Annotated in this window: 17 protein-coding genes; 9 read left to right on the top strand and 8 right to left on the bottom strand. The window is 72.4% G+C overall.

From position 1 onward, the window contains the following. Positions 1-50: 50 nt before the first annotated feature. The 5 genes from FB470_RS05220 to FB470_RS05200 all read left to right on the top strand — a co-directional run bounded on the left by FB470_RS05220 (position 51) and on the right by FB470_RS05200 (position 7,834). Positions 51-2,108 carry a DNA gyrase/topoisomerase IV subunit B gene (locus FB470_RS05220; RefSeq protein WP_306989181.1) on the top strand — a complete coding sequence of 686 codons (2,058 nt, stop codon included), beginning with the start codon at positions 51-53 and terminating at the stop codon, positions 2,106-2,108. A 21-nt stretch (positions 2,109-2,129) separates the two neighbouring features. Then, on the top strand, positions 2,130-4,619 hold the full coding sequence (locus FB470_RS05215) for a DNA gyrase/topoisomerase IV subunit A (RefSeq protein ID WP_306989180.1): 2,490 nt from the start codon (positions 2,130-2,132) through the stop codon (positions 4,617-4,619). Positions 4,620-4,930: 311 nt separating this feature from the next. Beyond that, positions 4,931-6,541 (top strand): ATP-binding SpoIIE family protein phosphatase, encoded by a 1,611-nt coding sequence (locus FB470_RS05210; protein WP_306989178.1) that lies wholly within the window; start codon positions 4,931-4,933, stop codon positions 6,539-6,541. Beyond that, positions 6,538-6,858: an STAS domain-containing protein gene (locus FB470_RS05205; RefSeq protein WP_306989177.1), complete on the top strand. Its 321-nt coding sequence runs from the start codon at positions 6,538-6,540 to the stop codon at positions 6,856-6,858. Before FB470_RS05210 ends, FB470_RS05205 begins: the two co-directional genes overlap by 4 nt. Positions 6,859-6,880: 22 nt before the next feature. Beyond that, positions 6,881-7,834, top strand: a complete 954-nt coding sequence (locus FB470_RS05200) for a TIGR03557 family F420-dependent LLM class oxidoreductase (RefSeq protein WP_306989176.1) — start codon at positions 6,881-6,883, stop codon at positions 7,832-7,834. On the opposite strand, the gene FB470_RS05195 is transcribed toward FB470_RS05200, so the two are convergent. Then, positions 7,819-8,958, bottom strand: a complete 1,140-nt coding sequence (locus FB470_RS05195; protein ID WP_306989175.1) for a citrate/2-methylcitrate synthase — start codon at positions 8,956-8,958, stop codon at positions 7,819-7,821. The two genes, FB470_RS05200 and FB470_RS05195, sit on opposite strands and share 16 nt — an antisense overlap. Before the next feature lie 75 nt (positions 8,959-9,033). Here FB470_RS05195 and FB470_RS05190 point away from each other — a divergent pair, with 75 nt between their 5' ends. Then, complete coding sequence (locus tag FB470_RS05190; protein ID WP_306989173.1) at positions 9,034-10,158, top strand: citrate/2-methylcitrate synthase; 1,125 nt, start codon at positions 9,034-9,036, stop codon at positions 10,156-10,158. Between the two features lie 149 nt (positions 10,159-10,307). Here the strand turns inward: FB470_RS05190 and FB470_RS05185 are convergent, their stop codons facing one another. Together FB470_RS05185 and FB470_RS05180 are read right to left on the bottom strand one after the other, a co-directional pair. Then, complete coding sequence (locus FB470_RS05185; RefSeq protein ID WP_306989171.1) at positions 10,308-11,210, bottom strand: alpha/beta fold hydrolase; 903 nt, start codon at positions 11,208-11,210, stop codon at positions 10,308-10,310. Between the two features lie 47 nt (positions 11,211-11,257). After that, positions 11,258-12,982: an IlvD/Edd family dehydratase gene (locus tag FB470_RS05180; RefSeq protein WP_306989170.1), complete on the bottom strand. Its 1,725-nt coding sequence runs from the start codon at positions 12,980-12,982 to the stop codon at positions 11,258-11,260. 150 nt (positions 12,983-13,132) lie between these two features. Between FB470_RS05180 and FB470_RS05175 the strand changes: the two genes are divergently transcribed. Together FB470_RS05175 and FB470_RS05170 are read left to right on the top strand one after the other, a co-directional pair. Beyond that, positions 13,133-14,563 (top strand): MFS transporter, encoded by a 1,431-nt coding sequence (locus FB470_RS05175; protein WP_306989169.1) that lies wholly within the window; start codon positions 13,133-13,135, stop codon positions 14,561-14,563. Then, positions 14,560-14,970 carry a MarR family winged helix-turn-helix transcriptional regulator gene (locus FB470_RS05170; RefSeq protein WP_306989168.1) on the top strand — a complete coding sequence of 137 codons (411 nt, stop codon included), beginning with the start codon at positions 14,560-14,562 and terminating at the stop codon, positions 14,968-14,970. The genes FB470_RS05175 and FB470_RS05170 overlap by 4 nt, the downstream gene beginning before the upstream one ends. A 1-nt stretch (position 14,971) precedes the next feature. Here FB470_RS05170 and FB470_RS05165 read toward each other — a convergent pair whose 3' ends face one another. Beyond that, positions 14,972-16,468 (bottom strand): helix-turn-helix domain-containing protein, encoded by a 1,497-nt coding sequence (locus FB470_RS05165; RefSeq protein ID WP_306989167.1) that lies wholly within the window; start codon positions 16,466-16,468, stop codon positions 14,972-14,974. Then, the gene (locus tag FB470_RS05160; protein ID WP_306989165.1) at positions 16,465-17,535 is read right to left on the bottom strand and encodes a DUF917 domain-containing protein; all 1,071 of its coding nucleotides are present in this window, start codon (positions 17,533-17,535) and stop codon (positions 16,465-16,467) included. The genes FB470_RS05165 and FB470_RS05160 overlap by 4 nt, the downstream gene beginning before the upstream one ends. 55 nt (positions 17,536-17,590) lie before the next feature. On the opposite strand from FB470_RS05160, the gene FB470_RS05155 reads away from it, so the two are divergent. Then, positions 17,591-18,388: a putative hydro-lyase gene (locus tag FB470_RS05155; protein WP_306999059.1), complete on the top strand. Its 798-nt coding sequence runs from the start codon at positions 17,591-17,593 to the stop codon at positions 18,386-18,388. Positions 18,389-18,424: 36 nt separating this feature from the next. Here FB470_RS05155 and FB470_RS05150 read toward each other — a convergent pair whose 3' ends face one another. Genes FB470_RS05150 through FB470_RS05140 form a run of 3 tightly spaced genes read right to left on the bottom strand, consistent with a single transcriptional unit; the run spans position 18,425 to position 22,139 of the window. Then, entirely contained in the window at positions 18,425-19,519 is a 1,095-nt protein-coding gene (locus tag FB470_RS05150; protein WP_306989164.1) for a DUF917 domain-containing protein, read from the bottom strand. Further along, on the bottom strand, positions 19,516-20,592 hold the full coding sequence (locus FB470_RS05145) for a DUF917 domain-containing protein (RefSeq protein ID WP_306989163.1): 1,077 nt from the start codon (positions 20,590-20,592) through the stop codon (positions 19,516-19,518). Before FB470_RS05145 ends, FB470_RS05150 begins: the two co-directional genes overlap by 4 nt. Beyond that, entirely contained in the window at positions 20,589-22,139 is a 1,551-nt protein-coding gene (locus tag FB470_RS05140; RefSeq protein ID WP_306989162.1) for a hydantoinase/oxoprolinase family protein, read from the bottom strand. Before FB470_RS05140 ends, FB470_RS05145 begins: the two co-directional genes overlap by 4 nt.

Below are 22,139 nucleotides of genomic sequence, written 5' to 3'. Positions count from 1 at the left end.
TGGGGCACGGGCGCCACACCACCCCAATCGCTACTGGGAGAGAAGATCCTGTGACTGCTTCTGCTGAGCCTCTCTACGGGGCCGACGACCTTACCCACCTGGAAGGCCTGGAAGCGGTCCGGAAGCGCCCCGGCATGTACATCGGGTCGACCGACAGCCGCGGCATCAACCACCTGTTCACCGAGATCGTCGACAACTCCACCGACGAGGGTGTCGCAGGTCACGCGACGAAGGTCGTGGTGACCCTGCACGCCGACGGCAGCGTCCAGGTCGACGACGACGGCCGCGGCATCCCCACCGACGTGCACGCCAAGTCCGGTTTGTCCGGCGTCGAGCTGGTGCTCACCCGGCTGCACGCGGGCGGCAAGTTCGGCGGCTCGGGCTACAAGACCTCGGGCGGCCTGCACGGTGTCGGTGCGTCGGCGGTGAACGCGCTGTCGCACCGCTTCGACGTCACGGTCAAGCGCGGCGGCAAGGTGCACGAGATGTCGTTCGCGCACGGCACGCCGGGCGTGTTCGACGGCCCCGGCCCGAAGGCGAAGTTCACGCCGCAGCCGGGGTTGCGCATCGCGGGCAAGATGAAGCGCGGCGAGCGCACCGGCACGTCGATCCGCTACTGGTACGACTCGCGGTACTTCGAGAAGGGCGCGGAGCTCGACGTCGAGCAGGTGCGCACGAAGCTGCGCAACACCGCGTTCCTCGTGCCGGGCGTCACCTACGTGCTGCGCACCGCCACCGAGGGGTCGATCAGCGAGGAGACCTTCCACTTCCCCAACGGGCTGGCCGACATGGTCGACTTCCTGGCGCCGTCGGACGAGAAGCCGGTGTCGGGCACGCTGATCATCCGCGGCGAGGGCACGTACAAGGAGAACGCGGCCGACGCCAACGGCGTCATGCGGTCCAATGTGGAGCGTCACGCCGAGGTCGAGATCGCGCTGCGCTGGGGCACCGGGTACGAGCGCACGGTCGAGTGCTTCAGCAACACGATCCGCAACGTGCACGGCGGCACGCACCGCCGCGGGTTCGACCGCGGCGCCACGAAGGCGTTGCAGGAAGCCATTTCCCGCACGCGCGGCCTGCTGAAGGCCAAGGAGGACCTGCCGACGCTCGACGACGTGCTCGAGGGCATGACGGCGGTCGTCCACGTGCGCCTGCCGGAGCCGCAGTTCACCTCGCAGACCAAGGACGAGCTGTCCACGTCCGGCATCACGCGCGTGGTGCAGGGCGTCGTCGAGCGGCACCTGAAGGAGTGGACGGAGAACCGCAAGACCAAGGCCGAGGCCAAGGTCGTGCTGCAGAAGATCGTCGACGCCGCCCGCGTGCGGCTGACGCAGAAGCAGCAGAAGGACGCGGCGCGCCGCAAGACCGCGCTGGAGGGCGCGGCGATGCCGCCGAAGCTCGTCGACTGCCGCACCACCGGGATCTCGCGCAGCGAGCTGTTCCTGGTCGAGGGTGACAGCGCTCTCGGCTCGGCCCGCATGGCGCGCGTGTCGGAGTACCAGGCGCTGCTGCCGCTGCGCGGCAAGATCCTCAACGTGCAGAAGGCCTCGCTCGGCGACACGCTCAAGAACGCCGAGATCGCCTCGATCGTGCAGGTGCTCGGCGCGGGCACCGGCCGCACCTTCGACCTGTCGGCGATGCGGTACGGCCGGGTCATCCTGATGGCCGACGCCGACGTCGACGGCTCGCACATCCGGACGCTGCTGATCACGCTGTTCGCCAAGTACATGCGCCCGGTCATCGAGGACGGGCGCCTGTTCGCCGCGATGCCGCCGCTGCACAAGATCGTCACGAAGGGCCGCAACCCGGAGACCATCTTCACCTTCACCCAGCGGGAGATGGAGCAGAAGGTCGCCGAGCTGGAGGCCGCGGGCAGGCAGATCGTCAAGCCGGTGCCCCGGTTCAAGGGCCTGGGCGAGATGGACGCCGACGAGCTGTGGGAGACCACGATGAACCCGGCCACCCGCTCGGTCCGCCGCATCACGCTAGACGACGCGGAGGCCGCCGAGGCCGCGCTCGAGCTGCTGATGGGGGAGAAGGTCGAACCCCGGCGCAACTGGCTCGTCGAATCCGCCGCCCGCGTGGACCGCGAAGCGATCGACGTCTGAGTTCCCTAGGAGACAACAGCAATGGCACGCCGATCCAAGACACCCGTCACCCGGGTCGATCCGGCCGCGTTCGACCAGGCGGGCGCCCAGGTCTTCGAGAACCCTGTCAAGACCGAGATCGAGGACTCGTACCTGGAGTACGCCTACTCGGTCATCCACTCCCGGGCCCTGCCGGACGCGCGGGACGGCCTCAAGCCGGTGCACCGCCGCATCCTGTTCTCGATGAACGAGGCCGGATACCGGCCCAACCACGCGTACGTCAAGTCCTCGCGCGTCGTCGGTGACGTGATGGGCCGCTACCACCCGCACGGCGACACCGCGATCTACGACGCGATGGTCCGCCTGGCGCAGGACTTCTCGATGAACGCGCCGCTGATCGACGGCCACGGCAACTTCGGCAGCCCGGACGACGGCCCGGCGGCCAGCCGGTACACCGAGGCGCGCATGTCGCCCGAGGCGATGCTGCTGGTCGGCGAGCTGGGCGAGGAGACGGTCGACTTCCGGCCGAACTACGACGGTTCGCTGGCCGAACCGTCGGTGCTGCCGGCGGCCTACCCGAACCTGCTGGTCAACGGCACGTCCGGCATCGCGGTCGGGATGGCGACCAACATGATCCCGCACAACATGGGCGAGGTCATCGCGGCCGCGCGCTGGCTGATCAACCATCCGGGCGCGACGTTGGACAAGCTCATGGAGTTCGTGCCGGGCCCGGACCTGCCCACCGGCGGCCTGCTGCTGGGCCTGGACGAGGTGCGCAAGGCGTACGAGACCGGCCGCGGCGTGGTCCGCATGCGCGCGAAGGTCGAGATCGGCCCGCTCGCCGGCAGCCGCGGCCGCCAGGCGATCACGGTCACCGAGCTGCCCTACGGCGTCGGGCCGGAGAAGGTGATCGAGAAGATCACCGAGGAGGTCAACAAGTCCAAGCGGCTCACCGGGATCGCCGACGTCAAGGACCTCACCGACCGCGAGAACGGCACCCGCCTGGTGATCGAGTGCAAGGTGGGCGTCAACCCGCAGCCGCTGCTGGCCGACCTCTACCGGCTCACGCCGCTGGAGCAGTCGTTCGGCATCAACAACCTCGTGCTGGTCGACGGCCAGCCGCAGACGCTCGGGCTCAAGCAGCTGCTCGAGGTGTTCCTGGACCACCGGTACGAGGTGGTCACCCGGCGCACCCGCTACCGCCGCCGCAAGCGCGAGGAACGGCTGCACCTGGTCGAGGGTCTGCTGATCGCGCTGCTGGACATCGACAAGGTGATCCGGCTGATCCGCAACAGCGAGAACGCCGCCGAGGCCAAGGACGGCCTGATGAAGCGGTTCAAGCTGTCGGAGATCCAGGCGACCTACATCCTGGACACGCCGCTGCGCCGCCTCACCAAGTACGACAAGCTCGAGCTCGAGGACGAGCAGGAGAAGCTGCGCGCCGAGATCGCCGAGCTGACCAAGATCCTCGACGACGACCGGGAACTGAAGAAGGTCGTCTCGAACGAGCTGGCGAAGATCGCGAAGGATTTCAAGACCGAGCGGCGCACCGCGCTGATCGACGGCGACCTCAAGGAGGTGCTGGCCGCGTCCAAGCCGGCCGGGCCGCTGGAGGTCGCCGACGACCCGTGCCAGGTGATCCTGTCCGCCACCGGCCTGGTCGCCCGTACGGCCGCGGAGTCGGAGGAGGCGCCCGAGGGCCGGCGCCGCAACGGCCGCGTGAAGCACGACGCGGTCGCGGCGATGGTGCACTCCACCGCACGCGGTCAGGTGCTGCTGGTCACCAGCCGCGGACGGGCGTTCAAGACGGACGTGCTGCCGCTGCCGGTGCTGCCCGAGCAGAGCGGCACCGTGTCGCTGCGTGGTGGGATGGCCGCGCGTGAGCTGGTACCGCTGGACAAGGGCGAGAAGGTCATCGGAATCGCGCCGCTGGGCGAACAGGCCGCGGGATCGCCCGGGCTCGCGCTCGGCACGCGGCAGGGCGTGGTGAAGGTGGTGGCGCCGGATTGGCCGGTGCGTTCCGACGAGTTCGAGATCATCGGCCTGAAGGACGGCGACGAGGTCGTCGGCGCGGTGTGGCTCGGTGACGGCGAGGAGACGTTCGCTTTCCTGGCCTCCGACGCGTCGCTGCTGCGGTTCCCGGCGTCGCTGGTTCGCCCGCAGGGGCTCAAGGGTGGCGGCATGGCGGGCATCAAGCTCGCCGCGGACGCCGAGGTGGTGTTCTTCGGCGTCGTCCGCACCGACGACGCCGAGCACGGCGAGCCGATGGTCGTCACGGCCACCGGGCAGAGCGTGAAGATGACCCCGTTCTCCGAGTACCCGGCGAAGGGCCGGGCCACCGGCGGGGTGCGCGCGCACCGCTTCCTCAAGGGCGAGACGCGCCTGACGGTCGGCTGGGTCGGTCCGCGTCCGGCCGCGGCGTCGAAGAACGGCGATCCGGTGGAACTGCCCGAGCCGGTCGACCGCCGCGACGCCTCCGGAGCCGCTCACCCCGGTCCCGACGTGGTGGGGCACCTCATCGAGCGCGGCTGACCCCCGCGCCCGCGTGGGATCCGCCGCACCCGGCGGCGGCTCGCGTGCGCGGGCGTGGGGCTCCCGGGGCGGGGCGGCGACATCCGCCTTCCGCGGGGATTCCCCGCCCCGCCGCGAAATTCATCCGAAGGCGCACCACGTTCGCCCGCGGACGCGGGCGCCCGTTCGCTGATCGAGCCGGGCGAAGAGGCCTGGCCTGCGGTATTGTCGAACCGACAACGACACGAATCGATGCGCAACCGTGGCGGAAAGGATCGCCTCCGCCGTAAACCGTAGGTTTCTCTCATCTGAGCAGGGGCTAATCTCGCATCATGTCCACATCGGCCAGCGCGCGCCTGGATGCCGAGCACAAGCTTCGGCGCATCGGCCTCGTCAGCGACAGCGCACTGGCCCATCTGACCACCGAGGACCTCCTGCCCGAGCTGCTGGACCGCGTCCGCCAGGTCCTGCACGTCGACACCGCGGCCGTGCTGCTGCTCGAACCGGGCGGGCGCGAGCTCGTCGCGGTGGCCGCGCGCGGCATCGAGACCGAGGTGAAGCAGGGCGTCCGCGTGCCGGTCGGCAAGGGGTTCGCGGGGCAGGTCGTGGCGCGGCGCGAGCCGGTGCAGCTGGAGCGGGTCGACTCGACCACCGTCGTGAACCGCCTGCTGTGGGAGAAGGGCATCCAGACCCTGCTCGGCGTCCCGCTCCTGGTCGGCGGCGAGCCGACCGGTGTGCTGCACGTGGGATCGCTGACGCCGCGGAAGTTCACCGCCGAGGACGTCGAACTCCTCCAGCTCGCGGGCGACCGGGTGGCGCTCGCCGCGCACGCGCAGCGCTCCAAGGCCGAGCGCGCCGCGGCGGCGGAGCTCCAGCGCAGCCTGCTGCCCGGCAGGCTGCCCACCATCCCCGGGCTCGAACTGGCCGCGCGCTACGTGCCCGGGGACGAGGGGTCCATCGCCGGCGACTGGTACGACGTCTTCGTGCTGCCCAACGGGTGGCTCGGCGTGGTGATCGGCGACGTGGTCGGTCACGGCCTGGCCGCGGCGATCGTGATGGGCCGGATGCGCAGCGCGCTGCGGGCCTTCGCGCTGGAGGGCGGGGACCCCGGCGAGGTGCTCACCAAGCTCGACCGCAAGATGCAGCACTTCGAGCCCGGCATGATGGCCACGGTGCTCTACGCGCTCGTGGAGCCCAACTTCGAACGGCTGCACGTGTCCTCGGCCGGGCACCTGGTGCCCGTCCAGGGCCGCCACGGCGAGCGCGGGAAGCTGCTGGACGTCGCGGTCGACCCGCCGATCGGGGCGATGCGCGACGCGCGGCGCCGGGTGACCGTGGTCGAGATGCCGGCCGGGTCGGTGGTCTGCTTCTACACCGACGGTCTCGTGGAGCGGCGGGGTGTCCCGCTCGACGAGGGGCTCGAACGGCTCTGCGACGCCGTGCGGCCGGACACCGCCCCCGCCGTGTGCGCCGAGGTGATGGTGTCGCTGATCGGCGAGGACAGCCCCGAGGACGATGTGGCGCTGCTGACGGTGCGCCGCCAGGACAGCGCCGACGTGGGCCCGATGGAGGTCACCGTGCCCGCGATCCCGGAGTCGCTGAAGGAGGTCCGCTCCGCGATGCGCCGCTGGCTGGCGCTGGTCAACGCCGACGCGGAGGCGACGTCCGACCTGCTGGTGGCGGTCGGCGAGGCCACCTCGAACGCCGTCGAGCACGCCTACGGGCCGGCCGGGGGCGTGGTCCGGGTCAGGCTCGTGCTGCAGGGTGCCGACGTGATCGCTACTGTGTGCGACGAGGGCCGCTGGCGTCCGCCGCGAGGTGCGAACCGTGGCCGGGGAACGTTGCTGATGCACCGCTGTGGGGACGAGGTCCGCATCGACCACCGCCCACAGGGGACGGAGGTCGTGATTCGCCGCAAGATCGCCGACGGGCAGGCGGAATGACCACGGCGACCGTCGACGCCGAGGCCGACGGCGGCCACGTGAGGGTGACGATCAAGGGCGAGATCGATCTCGCCAACGCCGACGTCGTCCAGAACGAGATCTACTCCTCCATCGGCAACGACGCGGAGCGCGTCTCGGTCGATCTCACCGAGGTGACCTATTTGGACAGCTCGGGCCTGCGGGTCCTGTTCACGCTCGCCGGGCGGTTGAAGGTCCTGCAGATGGACCTGGACCTCGTGGTCGCGCCCGCCTCGCCGGTGCGGCGCGTGATGGAGATGTCCGGCTTCGAGCCGCTCGCCAGGGTGCGTGACCGGTGACCGCGGCGGGTAGCCCCCGGTCATGGTGAGTGTTGGCTACTTCCTGTCCAGCGAGGAGCACGGGCCCCGCGAGCTGGTCGAGCAGGCGAAGCGGGCCGAGCAGGCCGGGTTCGAGCGGCTGTGGATCTCCGACCACTTCCACCCCTGGACCCGCGAGCAGGGCAACAGCCCGTTCGTCTGGTCGGTGATCGGCGCCCTGTCCCAGGCGGTGTCGCTGCCGATCACCACCGCCGTGACGTGCCCGACCGTGCGCATCCACCCGGCGATCATCGCGCAGGCGGCGGCGACCGCGGCGGTGCAGTGCGAGGGCCGGTTCGTGCTCGGGGTGGGCTCCGGCGAGGCCCTCAACGAGCACATCTTCGGCGACCCGTGGCCGCCCGGCCCGCGCCGGCTGGAGATGCTCGAGGAGGCCGTCGAGGTGATCCGCGAGCTGCACACCGGCGAGCAGGTCACCCACTACGGCAAGCACTACACGGTGGAGCAGGCCCGCATCTACACGCTGCCCGAGCAGCCGGTCCCGATCTACGTGTCCGCGTTCGGCCCGAAGACCGCCCGCCGCCTGGCCAGGATCGCCGACGGTTTCGCCACCGTGATGCCGGACGGCGAGCTCGTCCACTCCTACCGCGAGGCCGGTGGCCGCGGCCCGGTCCAGGGCGGGTTCAAGGTGTGCTGGGGCGACTCGGCCGAGGACGCCCGCGAGACCGCGCACCGGCTGTGGGCCAGCGACCTGCTGCCCGGCAGCCTCGGTCGCATCCTGCCCACGCCGCGCGACTTCGAGCAGGCTGTATCCGTGGTCACCCAGGAGCAGGTGGCCGGCCAGATCCCGTGCGGGCCGGACGCCGACGCGCACGCGCAGGCGGTGCGGCAGTTCGCCGACGCCGGGTTCGACGAGGTGTACGTCTCGCAGATCGGCCCGGAGAAGGACAAGTTCTTCGACGCCTGGTCGTCGAAGGTGCTGCCTCAGCTCAAGGGCTGAGGCGCGGGCGGACCCACGTAGCGGGCCGACGGCCGGATGATCTTCGACCCGGCGGCCTGTTCCAGGACGTTGGCGCACCAGCCGACCACCCGGCTCACCGCGAACGTCGGCGTGAACAGCGCGCGCGGCAGCCCGCACAGTTCCATCACGACCCCGGCGTAGAACTCGACGTTGGCGTACAGCTCGCGCCCCGGCTTGAGCTCGGCCAGGATCTCCACCACGCGGCGTTCGACGGTGGTCGCGAAGTCCGCGAGGTCGCCGCCGAGACCGGTCGCGATCTCGCGCAGCAGGACCGACCGCGGGTCCTCGGTGCGGTAGACGGCGTGCCCGAACCCCATGATCCGGTCGCCGGCGGAGATGCGGGCGCGCACCCAGTCGTCGACGCGGTCGGGGGTACCGATCTCGTCGAGGCTCGCCAGCGCGCGGTCGGGCGCGCCGCCGTGCAGGGGACCGCTGAACGCGCCGAGCGCGGCCGCGACGGCCGACACGAGATCGGCGCCGCAGGACGCGACGACCCGTGCGGTGAACGTCGAGGCGTTGAAACCGTGGTCGGCCGTCGCGATCAGGTACTGCTCGATGGCGCGTGCGTGCTCGGGCCGCGGTGCCGCGCCGCTGACGAGGTACAGCCAGTTCGCGGTGGCGCCGAGGTCCGGCCGGGGTTCCAGTGGCTCCTGCCCGTTCCGGAGGCGGTGCAACGCGGCGAGAATCGTCGGGGTCACCGCGCAGACGAGCATCGCGTCGGCCTTGCGCTGCTCGGGATCGGCGTCCCACAGCGGGGCGAGCCCGCGCGCGGCGGCGAGGACGGACAGGGCGGTGCGCAGCCCGGCGATCGGGTCCGGACGCGTGCCGGCGGTGGCGATGAGCGGCAGGATCTCGCGCAGCTCGTCCGGCAGCACCCGCAGCGGCGCCAGTTCCTTCGTGAAGCGGGCCCGCTCCTCGGGTTCCGGGAGGCGGCCCTCCAGGAACAGGAACCAGACGTCCTCGAACGTCCTGCCGCGGGCCAGGTCGATCGCGGAGTACTGGCGGTAGTGGTAGAAGCCCTCGCGCCCGCGCACGTCGCCGAGTTCGGTGGTGGTGACGACGACGTTGCGCAGGCCCGCCGGGACGTCGATGAGTTCGGTCATGCGTCCACTGTCGTAACCTTGATTGAGTATTGTCAATATTGATTGGGTCAATGTAAATCGGGAAAGAGCAGGTCGATGGGCGACGAGGGCTTCCTCACGACGGCCGAGGTGGCGCGCCGGCTCGGGGTCAAGGCCGAAACCGTGTACGCATACGCGAGCCGGGGACTGCTGACGAGTGTCCGGCGGCCGGGGCGGCGGGGGAGCCTGTTCGCGGCGGAGGAGGTCGACCGGCTGGCCGGGCGGGGTCGCGAGCCGGGTGTGGTGGAGGGCATCCGGACGCGGCTGACCCGGATCACCGACGACGAGGTGTACTTCCGCGGGCAGCGCGCGGCCGACCTGGCCGGCGAGTGGGGGCTGGAGTCCGTGGCGCACTTCCTGTGGACCGGGGAACTGGCGGACCGCCCGGGGTTCCCGGTGTCGTCGGACGACGTCGAGCTGGTGCGGTCGGCCACCTCGGCGCTGCCCGGGACGGCCCGGCTGACCGACCACCTGCGGGTCGCCGTCGCGGTCCTCGGCGCCGCCGATCCGCTGCGGTTCGACCTCGCGCCGGAGGCGGTGCGCCCGGCCGCGGAGCGGTTGATCGGCGTGCTCGCCGACGCCCTGCCGGGCAGGACGACGCACGGGACCCTCGGCGAGCGGCTGTGGCCGAAACTGACCTCGCGGCGGCCCGAGCCGCGGGTCCTCGACGCGGCCCTGGTCCTGCTGGCCGACCACGGACTGGCCGTGTCCACAGTGGCCGCACGGGTGGCGGCGAGCGCGCGGGCCAACCTGTACGCGGTGGTGTCGGCCGGGCTCGGCGCGATGGACGGGCACTACCACGGCGGGGCGAGCACCCTGGCGTACCGGTTCCTGTCCGAGGCGCGGGAGAACCCGGTGGAGGCGTTGTCGGAGCGGTTGCGCGCCACGGGCGGCATTCCCGGGTTCGGGCACCGGATCTACCAGCGGCGCGACCCGCGGGCGGACGCGCTTTTCGCGCTGCTGCCGGAGAACCCGGTGGTCGGCCTGTTGCGCGACCAGCTGTCCGGCCGCCCCGACCTGTTCCCGAACGTCGATCTGGCGCTCGCCGCGATGATGCACACCTACGACATGCGTCCCGATGCGGGCGAGGCGGTGTTCGCGATCGCCCGCACGGCCGGCTGGGTGGCGCACGCGCTGGAGGAGTACCACGAACCCGGCCTGCGGTTCCGGGTACTCACCTGAGTCCGAGGACGAGTATCGCCACGCCGAAGGCGGCGCGGCGATACTCGTGGCAAGCTCGATCCAGGCGATGCGGGATCGGCGAGTCCGGTTCACCAGCCCGGAACGGGAGGATCAGATCGCCCGCCGCGTGGCGAACGGATCCCGCGGCGTCAACTGGCTCGAACACTTCCCTCGGCGGCGCCGGCGGCGACGCGCCGGGAGAGGAAGCCGAGGAGGTCGGCGTTCAGGGCCGCGGCGTGGGTGATGAACAGGCCGTGCGCGGCGTCCGGGTAGGTGCGCAGCCGCGCGTCCGGCAGGAGTTCCGCGGTCCGGCGGCCGCAGAGGTCGATCGGCGCCTGCACGTCCCGTTCCCCGTGCAGGACCAGCGCGGGAAGGTCCACTGTGGGCAGTTCGGCGCGGAAGTCCGTCGTGAAAACCGCCCGCGCGACCTGGCTGGTGGCCCGCGCGGACACGTCCAGGCACTGGTCGATCATCCACCGCCGCATCGCGTCCGACACCGACACCTCCGGGTGGTCGTCGCCGAAGAAGCCGGTCGCCGACGCCGTCATCCACCCCGGCCGGTCGGCGGCGCGCAGCCGGTCCTCCGCCTCGAACACCTCCAGCGGGATGCCCTGCGGGTTGTCGGGCAGCCACATCGGCAGCGGGGTGAGCGGCGCGATCAGCACGATTCCGGCCACCCGCGCCGAGCCGTGCCGGGTCAGGTACCGCACCACCTCGCCGGCACCCATCGACTGGCTCACCAGGGTGACCCCGCTGAGGTCCAGCTCGCCGAGGATGGCGGCGAGGTCGTCGGCGAGCGTGTCGTAGTCGTAGCCGTCCCAGGGCCGGTCGGACCGCCCGTGCCCGCGCCGGTCGTAGGTGACGGCGCGGTGGCCGGCGGCCACCACCGCCGGCACCTGGAACTCCCACATGCGCGTGCCGAGCCAGGCGCTGGACACGAACACGACCGGCGCGCCGTCACCGGCGTCCTCGACGTAGAGCTTCGTGCCGTCGGCGCCGTTCACGTAGGTCATCGTTTTCCCTCCGGGGAAGATCGGATCGTCGATGACCATCGTGGGCCGGGATCCTCGGCGAATCGATTACCTCACGGGTAACGCGCCTAGTGCGAATCCCGCGGCACGGCGTGCCCGCGCCGGCCCCGCAGGAAGTCGAAGTCCGCGCCTTCGTCGGCCTGCAGCACGTGCTGGGTGTAGAGCCACGTGTACCCGCTGGTGTACGGCGCAGGCGGCGCCTGCCACGCGGCGCGCCGCGCGGCCAGCTCCTCGTCGGACACCTCGACGTTCAGCGTCCGCGCCGCCACGTCCAGCGTGATGAGATCACCCGTGCGCACCAGCGCGAGCGGTCCACCCGCGGCCGACTCCGGCGTGACGTGCAGGACCACCGTGCCGTACCCCGTCCCGCTCATCCGCCCGTCGCAGATCCGCACCATGTCCGTCACGCCCGCCTTGAGCAGCTTCGCCGGCAGCGCGACGTTCGACACCTCCGGCATGCCCGGGTAGCCCTTCGGCCCGGCACCGCGGATCACCAGGATGCTCGTCTCGTCCACGTCGAGGTCCGGGTCGTCGGCGACGGCGTGGTAGTCCTCGACCGTGTCGAACACCAGCGCCCGTCCCCGGTGCTTGAGCAGGTGCGGCGACGCGGCCGACTGCTTGATCACCGCGCCGCCCGGGCACAGGTTGCCGCGCAGCACGGCCGTCCCGTTGCCGGCGGGCTGTAACGGCTCGTCCACCGTGGTGATCACGTCGGTGTTGAAGTTCTCCGCCGCGGCGACGTTGTCCGACACCGGCTTGCCGGTGACGCTGACGCTGCCGGCGTGCAGCAGCCCCGCTTCCACGAGCTGCCGCATCACCACCGGCAGTCCGCCGGCGTAGCAGAAGTCCTCCATCAGGTACTTGCCCGACGGCATCAGGTTGACCAGCGTCGGGATCTCGCGGATGAGCGTGTCGAAGTCGTCGAGCGACAGGTCGACGTCGGCGCGCCCGGCGATCGCGAGCAGGTGGATGATCGCGTTCGTCGAGCCGCCGATCGCGGCGTTGACCCGGATCGCGTTCTCGAACGCCTCCCGCGTGAGGATCCGCGACGGGCGCAGGTCCTCCTCGACCATCGCCACGATCCGCTGCCCCGCGGACTGCGCGATCTCGAACCGCCGCGCGTCCACGGCGGGCCACGTCGCCGAGCCGGGCAGCTGCATGCCCAGCGCCTCGGCCATGCACGCCATCGTCGAGGCGGTGCCCATCGTCATGCAGTGCCCGTTCGACCGCGCCATGCAGCCCTCGGCGAAGAAGCACTCCTCCTGGGTCATGCGCCCGGCCTTGAGCTCCTCCTCGAACTTCCACACGTGCGTGCCGGAGCCGACGTCGGTGCCGCGGTACTTGCCGTTGAGCATCGGGCCGCCGGTGACCATCACCGCGGGCAGGTCGACGCTCGCCGCGGCCATCAGCATCGCCGGGGTCGTCTTGTCGCAGCCGGAAAGCAGCACCACGCCGTCGAGCGGGTTGGCGCGGATCAGCTCCTCGACCTCCATCGCCATCAGGTTGCGGTAGAGCATGGCGGTCGGGCGCATCAGCGTCTCCCCGGTCGCCATCGTCGGGAACTCCAGCGGGAACCCGCCGGCCTGCCACACGCCGCGCTTGACCGCCTCGGCCACCCGGTGCAGGTGCGCGTTGCACGGGGCCAGTTCCGACGCGCTGGTCGCGATGCCGATGACCGGCCTGCCGTCGAAGACCTCGGCCCCGAAGCCCTGGTTGCGCATCCAGGACCGGTAGATCATCCCCGCCCGGCCGGTCGCCCCGAACCACGCCGCGCTCCGCCTCTGCCCCGTCACGAGCTGCTTCCTCTCCGTCGAGTCCGATGTGCTCGAACGTTAAATCATTCGATGATTCAAGTCCAGGGGCGTGGTGAATCACAGTGGTTCCGCTGGCCAGGAAGTTGTACAGTGCTAACTGTTATAGGAACACAACGTTTCGGGGGACCTGTGCCGGACCTGACGCGCCGTCGTCGCCTCCTCGTGCTCGCGATCTGCTGCCTGAGTCTGTTCGTCGTCTCGATGGACACGACGATCGTCAACCTCGCGCTGCCCGCCATCGAGCGCGACTTCTCCGCGAGCGTGTCGAGCCTGCAGTGGACCATCGACGCCTACACGCTGGTGCTGGCCAGCCTGCTGATGCTGTCGGGGTCGACGGCGGACCGGATCGGGCGGCGGCGCACGTTCCAGACCGGGCTCGTGCTGTTCACGCTGGGCTCGCTGCTGTGCAGCATCGCGCCGAACATCGGCCTGCTGATCGCGTTCCGGGCGGTGCAGGCGGTCGGCGGCAGCATGCTCAACCCGGTCGCCATGTCGATCATCACCAACACCTTCACCGACGCGCGGGAACGCGCGCGGGCGATCGGCGTGTGGGGCGCGGTGGTCGGGCTGAGCATGGCGCTCGGCCCGCTGCTCGGCGGCGTCCTGGTGGACGCGGTCGGGTGGCGGTCGATCTTCTGGATCAACATCCCGGTCGGGGTGGCCGGGCTCGTGCTGACCGCGCTGTTCGTGCCGGAGTCGAAGGCGCCGCGGGCGCGGCGGCTCGACCCGGTGGGGCAGCTGCTGGTGGTCGTGGTGCTGGCGAGCCTGACCTACGGGATCATCGAAGCCCCATACCACGGCTGGCTCTCCGGCCCGACCCTCGGCTGCTTCGCGGTGGCTGTGGTCGCCGCCATCGGCCTCGTCGCCTACGAACGGCGGCGGGCGGAACCGTTGCTGGATCCCAGGTTCTTCGCGAGCGTGCCGTTCTCCGGCGCGACCCTGATCGCGGTGTGCGGGTTCGCCGGGCTGTCCGGGTTCCTGTTCCTCAACGCGCTGTACCTGCAGAACGTCCGCGGGTACACGCCGCTGCACGCGGGCCTGCTGACCCTGCCCAGCGCGCTGGTGATCTTCGCGCTGGCGCCGTGGTCCGGGCGGCTCGTGGCCTCGCGCGGGTCCCGGATCCCGCTCGTCGCCGGGGGGCTCGGGCTGGCGGTCAGCGGGGTGCTGCTCACCCGGCTCGGCGCGGACACCGGGTTCGGCTGGCTGGTGCTGGCCTACGTGGTGTTCGGCGCCGGGTTCGGGATGCTGAACCCGCCGATCACCAACACCGCGGTGTCCGGCATGCCGCGCGCGCAGGCCGGGGTGGCGGCGGCGGTCGCGTCGACCAGCCGTCAGGTCGGGGCGTCGCTCGGGGTGGCCCTGCTGGGCGCGGTGGTCACGTCGCGCATCCGGGGCCCGTTCACCGAGGGATTCCCCGCCGCGAGTCACATCGCGTGGTGGATCATGGCCGGATGCGGCGTGGTGGTGATGGTGCTCGGCGTGGTGACGACCGGCAGCTGGGCGAGGGGGACCGCCGAGCGGGCGACGGCGCAGTTCGAGGAGCCGGTGGGGGCGCGGTGACCGAGGCGGAACGCGTCTGGGCGCTGATGCAGGACCTGGTGCTGCACCGGCACGACCGGCGCAAGGCGGTGACCGAGGCGCTCGGTTTGAGCTTCGTCAAGACCAAGGCGCTGCGGCGGCTCGCGCCCGGGCCGCTGACGCTGGGCGAGCTCGCGGAGCTGCTGCACACCGACCGTCCCTACACGACGATCGTGGTGGACGACCTGGAGCAGCGCGGGCTGGTGTCCCGGACCGTCCACCCGGACGACCGCCGGCGCCGGCTGGTCGCGGTGACCCCCGCGGGCGCCGAGGCGGCGGCCGCGGCCGGCCGGCTGCTGAGCGAGCCGCCGCCGTTCCTGGCCGCGCTGGACGGTGACGAGCTGGCCGAGCTGGGCCGGCTGCTGACCAAACTCGACGGCGCGGGCTGACTCAGTCGTCGAGCGTGATGGCTCGGGAAGCCAGGTGCAGCGCCAGGCGGTCGTCGGGCCGGGAGAGGTCGACGTCGAGCAGCTGCTCGACCCGGGCGATCCGCGCTGCCACGGTGTTGCGGTGCACGCCCAGCACGGCGGCGGTCTCGGCGATCGAGGACTCCGCGTCGAGGTACGCGGCGAGCGTCCGGACGAGGTCGCCCGGCGCGTCCCGGAGCGGGGCGACCAGTGCGCGGGCGGCGGGTTCGAACGTGTCCGTCCGGGTCCACTCCAGCAGCAGCTGAGCCATCCCGAGCTGGTCGACGTGCAGGAAGTGGCCCGACTCGGGGCGGGTCGCGGCCAGGCGGGCGGCGTCGGTGGCCTCCGCGATGGTCGCCGCGAGGCCGTCCGGGCGCGGGTGCGGGCGGCCGACGCCGAGGTGCGCGCCGAGCGTGCGCCGCAGCGTCTTGTGCGCGGCGCGGAGGCGGCCCGCGAGCGTGCGCACGCGTTCCGCGGTCGGTTCCTGGTCGAACGTCACCCAGCCGGTCCAGCCGTCGCCGTGCTCGACGACCACCGCCGCGATCTGCTCGGCCCGCAGCGCCCGGACCACCTCGGTCGTCCGGGCCACCGTGTCCACAGTGGGTGAGACCCCGATCCGCAACCCGACGTGCCAGCCGCCCAGCCGCCATCCCGCGTCGGCCGCCCGGCGGCGCAGGTCCGCCCCGGGCTCGCCGTCCACGCGCAGCAGATCGCCCAGCAGCGCCGTTCGCGAGCGCGCGTCCCGCTCCAGTTCCAGCCGGTTGGCCAGCAGCCACCGCTGCACGGCCCCGGCCGCGACCGCCAGCGCGGGCGGCACCACGTCCGCCCGGGCCGCGTCGGCACCGCTCAGCTCGGCTGCCACCCACAGCACCGGGCCGCCGAGCAACGCGGGATGCGCGAGCAGAACCCGGTCGTCGAGGTCCACCCGCTGCGGCACCGGCTCGTCCACGCGAACCCGCGCCGCCGACGCGAGCTCCCCGGCCAGCGGCTCGCCCCGGTCGTCGAGCAACGCGACCGGCGACCGCAACAGCTCGCGCAACGCGGCCACCACCTCCTCCGGCGAGCGCAGCCGTTCGCCGAGGGCGCGGTGGGTGGCCAGCACGAGGTTCGCGCGGTCCAGGTCCGGGGCGGCGAGCATGAGTCGCGCCTCGACGAGCAGGTCCAGCGGCCGGGCCGCGGTCACCAGCAGCGGCATCGCCAGCCGGTCCGCCAGCATCCGGGTGGCGGCCAGCGGTTCCAGCTCCGGCAGCAGCAGCCCGGCGGCACCGCTGTCCGCGCCGCGCCGCAGGAGGGCGTCGAGCTGCCAGTCGGTGCCGCGCAGCTCGCGCGCCAGGACCAGCAGCTCCCCGCGGCCGGGTTCGTCACCGGCGTCGAGGGTCGCCCGGACTGTCTCCAGTGGACGGTCCAGACCGGACTGCCCGGCCAGCACCCGGACGTCCGTGGCCCACGACGGCAGGGCCAGCAGGCGGCGCACGATCACGGGGCGAGCACCGGGTCGGAGTCGATGCCGTACGCGCGGGGCCGCAGCACGGGCAGACGGCGCGGATCCGTCCAGAACGGGGCCGCGGCCAGCTGCAGCACGTCGACCTCGAGGCCGGCGCGGATCGCGTCGCACGGCACGGGCACGCCGGTGCGGTGGTCGACCACGGTGATCACGTCCGGGGTGGACGCCACCGGCCGCCCGTCCCGCAGCGCCAGCAGGTACTCGTTCTCCATCTCCAGCCGCAGCAGGGCGCCACCGGCGTGGTCGGTCAGCGTCGCGCTGCCCCGGCCGAACCCGGCGCTGCCGTGGCTGCCCGGCCCGACGTGGCGGGACACCTCCAGCACACGTCCGCGCGCGAGCACGCGCCCGCCGGAGGCCTCCGCCAGCCGGTCCGCGGCCGGGCTCTCCCCGGCCGCGAGCACGCGTCGCCCCAGCTCCAGTGCGGCGCTCACACTGCCGATCACCGCGCACGACGGCAGCTCACCGGCGGGCACCGGGGCGAACGCCATCGCCGCCCAGCCGCCGGAACTCGCCAGGAAGGCACGGGCGCCGCGTTCGACGGAGGCGTCCGAACCGGCCGCCAGCACCAGCACCTGGCCGCCCGGTTCGGCGATCGCGGCCGGCGCCAGCCCACGTCCGGTGGCGGCGATGGACAGCTGGTCCAGCCGCGGCAGCCCGCGCCCGGACAGGTCCGCGTCCGCGCACGGCAGGCCTAGGTCCCCGGCGACGACCAGCGGCATCAGCCCGTTCAGCCCGCCGATCTCGATCGACACGAGGACGTCGGCGCGGTCACCGGTCCACCGTTCGATCGCCGACACCGCTGTCGCGAACTCCGCGCCGCTGGGCAGTTTCTCGGTGAAGGCGGCCGTCGCGCCGACGATGCCCACCGGCAGGACGACGGCCGCGGGGTCCAGCGCGTCCACGGGGAGCACCTCGGGTTCGGGGCCGTCGGTGACCAGCCGGCGCAGCAGCACCGCCGCTGTCATCGTGTCCCCGCCCCCGCCGGATCCGAGCAGCGCGACGCCCCGCTCGAGTGCCGGCACGTCCGCCGAGGTGATGCGCATGCTTGCCTTCATGTGCTGAGCTGGGAGCATGACCAGGGTAGACGATCCAGCGACCGTGTCCCCGGAGCGAGCGCGCGCGGCCTTCCGCGCCGGGACCGTGGCACCGACGTCCGGGTGGGCGGCCGGGTTCACGCAGACCAACCTGATCGCCGTCCCCCGCGACTGGGCCTACGACGTGCTGCTGTTCTGCCAGCGCAACCCGCGGCCGTGCCCCGTCCTCGACGTCACCGACCCGGGCAGCACGTCGACGGTGCTCGCGCCCGGCGCCGACCTCAGCCGCGACCTGCCCCGCTACCGCGTCTGGCGCGACGGCGAGCTGGCCGGGGAGGTCGACGACGTGAGCGGCCTGTGGCAGGAGGACCTGGTCGCGTTCTCCATCGGCTGCAGCTTCACGTTCGAGACCGGCCTGCTCGCCGCCGGCATTCCGCTGCGGCACATCGAACAGGGCCGCAACGTGTCGATGTACGTGACGAACCGCCGGTGCCGCCCGGCGGGGCGCCTGCACGGCCCGATGGTCGTGTCGATGCGCCCGATCCCGGCGGACCGGGTCGCCGAGGCGACCGCGATCAGCGGGGCGATGCCCGCGGTGCACGGCGCGCCGGTCCACACCGGCGATCCGGCGGAGCTGGGCATCGCCGACCTGGACCGGCCCGATTTCGGCGACCCGGTCCGGGCCGAACCCGGTGACGTGCCGGTGTTCTGGGCGTGCGGGGTCACGCCGCAGGCGGCGCTGATGGCTTCCAAGCCGCCGTTCGCGATCACCCACTCGCCGGGGCACATGTTCATCACCGACCGCCGGGACAGCGAGTACCGCGTCACGGTTCAGTGGAACGAGCAGCCGCCGTCCGGGTAGAGCGTCGAGCCCGCCGTGAACGTGGTGCCGAACGGCTCAGACCAGCACCTCCACGGGGGTGAACTCGTAGGCCAGCCCGAACGCGGCCGGCCCGAACGTGGCCAGCGCCTCGGGCGTGCGCATCAGCTCCGGCGTCGAGATCCCGACGACCACGACCCGCTGGCCGTAGCGCAGCGTCTCGGTCGTGATCGGTTCCGCCGACTCGGACTCCAGCACGCACACCAGGTCCGGCACCAGGCACCGCACCTCGCCGTCCACCAGGGCCAGCAGGTTCTCGTTCTGGAACACCAGCTCGAGCTTGTGCCCGCCGTCGAACGACACCGCCGACGCCCGGCCGCGCGCGAAGCCCGCCTCCGTCCGGCGCTCCACATCGGACACCTTGCCGCGGAACAGCACCCGCAGGTTCCGGTACAGCGTCTCGCCCAGGGCGGTGCTCAGCTCGCTGACGGGGTCGAGGTTGCGTTCCCGGGCCTCGCGGATGGTGCGGCCCACCGTCAGCGCGAGCGACAGCGTGCGCGGCACCGCGGTGCGCTTGACCTCGGCGCCGCTCATCGCGTACTCGGCGATGTGCGCCACGCCGCCGAGCCGGATCGTGACGCCGCGCGCGAGCCACTCCATCCGCCGGTTGTCCGCGCCGGTGTCGATGATCGTGGTCTCGCCGCGTTCCCCGCCGATCGCCATCGGCGAGCCGGTCACGCCGTACACGCCGAAGGTCTCCATCTGCAGCTCGGGGAACGCGCGGCCCATCCCGTCGGCGTCGACCACCGGCAGCCCGAGCCGCGCGCCCACGACCAGCGGGATCATCGAGTTGATCCCCCCGCACTCGATCGGCATGGTCGCGCTCGCCCGGGTGCCGAGGTGTTTCTCCAGCGTCCGCAGGGCCAGCACGGGTTCCTCACCGCTGGGCAGCTTCTCGTGCACCACGGTCGGTGCGCCCATCTGCGCGGTCGGCACGACCAGGTCGTCGTCGCCGACCTCGGACGGGTCGAGGACGGTGATCGGCCCGTGCTCGCGGATCGCCTGCCGCACCAGCAGCCGCCCGACGTAGGGGTCGCCACCGCCGCCGGTGCCGAGCACGGCCGCGCCGCGCGCGAGGTCTTCGAGGTGGTCCTCGGTCAGCGTCCAGCTCACGCGCTCACCCCGACGGGGTCGATGTCGTAGCCGAAGTACCGCGGCCCGGCCAGTTCGATGCCTTCGGGGGTGTGCCAGCGCGGGTCCGCGGGCGCCGCGATGACCACGACCCGCTGCCCGTAGCGCAGCCCCTCGGTGGTCACCGCTTCGCCGGACTCGCGGTCCAGGCAGCAGATCAGATCGGGTACCGACGCTTCCGTGATTCCGTCCCGCTCCGCGACCAGGTGCTCGTTCTGGAACTTCAGCACCATCTCGCTTCCGGTGTCGGCGTCCATTCCGGACAGCCTGGCCTCGCCGCGGGCGAAGCCGGTCACCGTGCGCCGGGCGACGTCGACGACCTTGCCGCTGAACAGCTTCCGGCCGCCGAGCCGCTCCACCACCCGGGCGACGGGGTCGGCGTGCTCGGCGCGCGCCTGCCGCACCCGGGCGCCCAGTTCGGCGCACAGGCTGAGGGTGCCGGGCACCAGCGACTCGCGTGCCTGCGCGCCGGACATCGCGTAGTTGCTGATCATGGCCGAGCAACCCATGTCGATCGTCGCCGAGCGGGCCAGCCGTTCCGCCCAGTGGTTGTCCACTGTGTCCAGTACGCCGCGGTTGCCCTTCTCGTCGGCGATGGACATCGGGGTCGCGCGGATGCCGTACAGCGTGGGCAGCACCATCTGCAGCTCGGGGAACGCGCGGCCCATGCCGTCGGCGTCCACCAGCGGCAGGCCCAGCTGCGCGGCCGCGACCACCGGGATCAGCGAGTTGACCCCGCCGGCCTCGGCGCACGCGATGTGCGTGAGCTCCTTGCCCAGGTACGTCGCCAGGGTGCGGGCGGCCAGCCCGACCTGCTCGGCCGAGGGCAGCTTCTCGACCATCACCGTCGGCGCGCCCATCATCGCGACGGGCAGGACCACCGCGTCGTCGCCGACCTCGTCCAGCGGTACCAGCCGGACCGGCCCGTGCGTGCGCACCGCCGACGACGCGAGCAGCCGCCCGATGTAGGGGTCGCCACCACCGCCGGTGCCGAGGATCGCCGCGCCGCGCGCGATGTCGCCGAGGTGGTCGATCGTGATCTCGCGCATCGTCACGCCCCCAGCTGCAGGTCGCCGACCGCCTTGACGCGGATGCGGGTGGCGTTGCCGGGCAGGTAGGGGATGGGCACCTCGTCGAAGTCGACGATCCCGACCGACGCCGGGCTGGCCCCGGCCGCGACCGCGCGGTCCACCGCTTCCTGCTTGGCCTCCTCGACGACGGCCTCGCGGCGGCCCGGCTCGATCGCGTACACGCGGTCGACCTCGCCCCCGATCTGGGCGATGGCCGCGCCGATCGCGTTGGCCACCGCGTAGTTCTCCGGCCGGTGCACCGTCCCGGCGCCGGACAGCTCGTCCGGCAGCAGCACCGATCCGCCGCCGACGGCGACCACCGGCAGCGGCTCGGCCGAGGTGCGCATCCGCTCGACCACGTCGGCGACATCCGCGGCGATCCTGTCCAGTGCGGCCCGCACCAGGCCGCGGTCGAGGTGGGCGACGAGGCTGGGGTCGCCGATCTCGACGCGTCCCGTGGCCACCGCGATGTCGGTCGCGGTGAGCGTGTCGCCGCCGAAGACCAGCGCCTTCGAGGTCAGCTCGTACCCCACCGAGTCGGGGCCGACGGTCACGTCACCGGCGTTCCCCCGCACCCGGCTGCCACCGCCGATGCCGATGGACAGCACGTCGGGCATGCGGAAGTTGGTGCGGATACCGGCGACGCTGACGTCCGTGGTCGCCTCGCGCGGGAAGCCCTGCCGCAGCACGCCGACGTCACTGGTCGTGCCACCGACGTCGACGACCGCGCAGGTGTCCAGACCGGACAGCACGGCGGCGCCGCGCATCGAGTTGGTCGGACCCGAGGCGAACGTCGCCACCGGGTAGCGGCGGGCGAAGTCGACGTCCATCAGCGTGCCGTCGTTCTGGCTCAGGTACAGCGGCGCGGTGATGCCGGCGCCGGACACGGACGCGGCCAGCCCGTCCACGATGTGCGCGGCCAGCTCCCGCAGCGCCGCGTTGATGACGGTCGCGTTCTCCCGCTCCAGCAGGCCGATGCGGCCGATCTCGTGCGACAGCGAGATCGCCACGTCCGGCAGCTGGGCGGAGATGATCTCCGCCGCGCGGGCTTCGAACTCGGCGTTGACGGGGGAGAAGACGGACGTGATCGCGACGCTGCGCACCCCGGCCGCACCCATGTCGTCGGCCGCCTTGCGCAGCTCGCTCTCGTCGAGCTCGGCGATGTGGCGGCCGTCGAACTCGTGCCCGCCGTGCACCAGGTAGCTGCGCCCGGACACCGCGTCCACCAGCCGCTGCGGCCAGTCCACCATCGGCGGCAGTGACGCGCCGGCGGGCAGGCTGAGCCGCACCGCGGCGGTCGGCGCGAGACGGTGGGCCTCCACCAGTGCGTTGATGAAGTGCGTGGTGCCGATCATCACCGCCTGCACCGCGGCCGGGTCGAACGCACGTTGCCGCTGCAGACCGTCGATCGCGGCGACGATGCCCGAGGTGACGTCCTCGGTGGTGCTGGTCTTGACCGAGGCGAGCACCTGCCGCCCGTCCAGCAGGACCGCGTCGGTGTTGGTGCCGCCGACGTCGATGCCGATGCGCAC

Origin of the sequence: Amycolatopsis thermophila, from assembly GCF_030814215.1 — a bacterium.
GTDB lineage: Bacteria > Actinomycetota > Actinomycetes > Mycobacteriales > Pseudonocardiaceae > Amycolatopsis_E > Amycolatopsis_E thermophila.
Note: the sequence above shows the minus strand (reverse complement) of the source record. Positions and strands in the feature narration are given on the sequence as shown.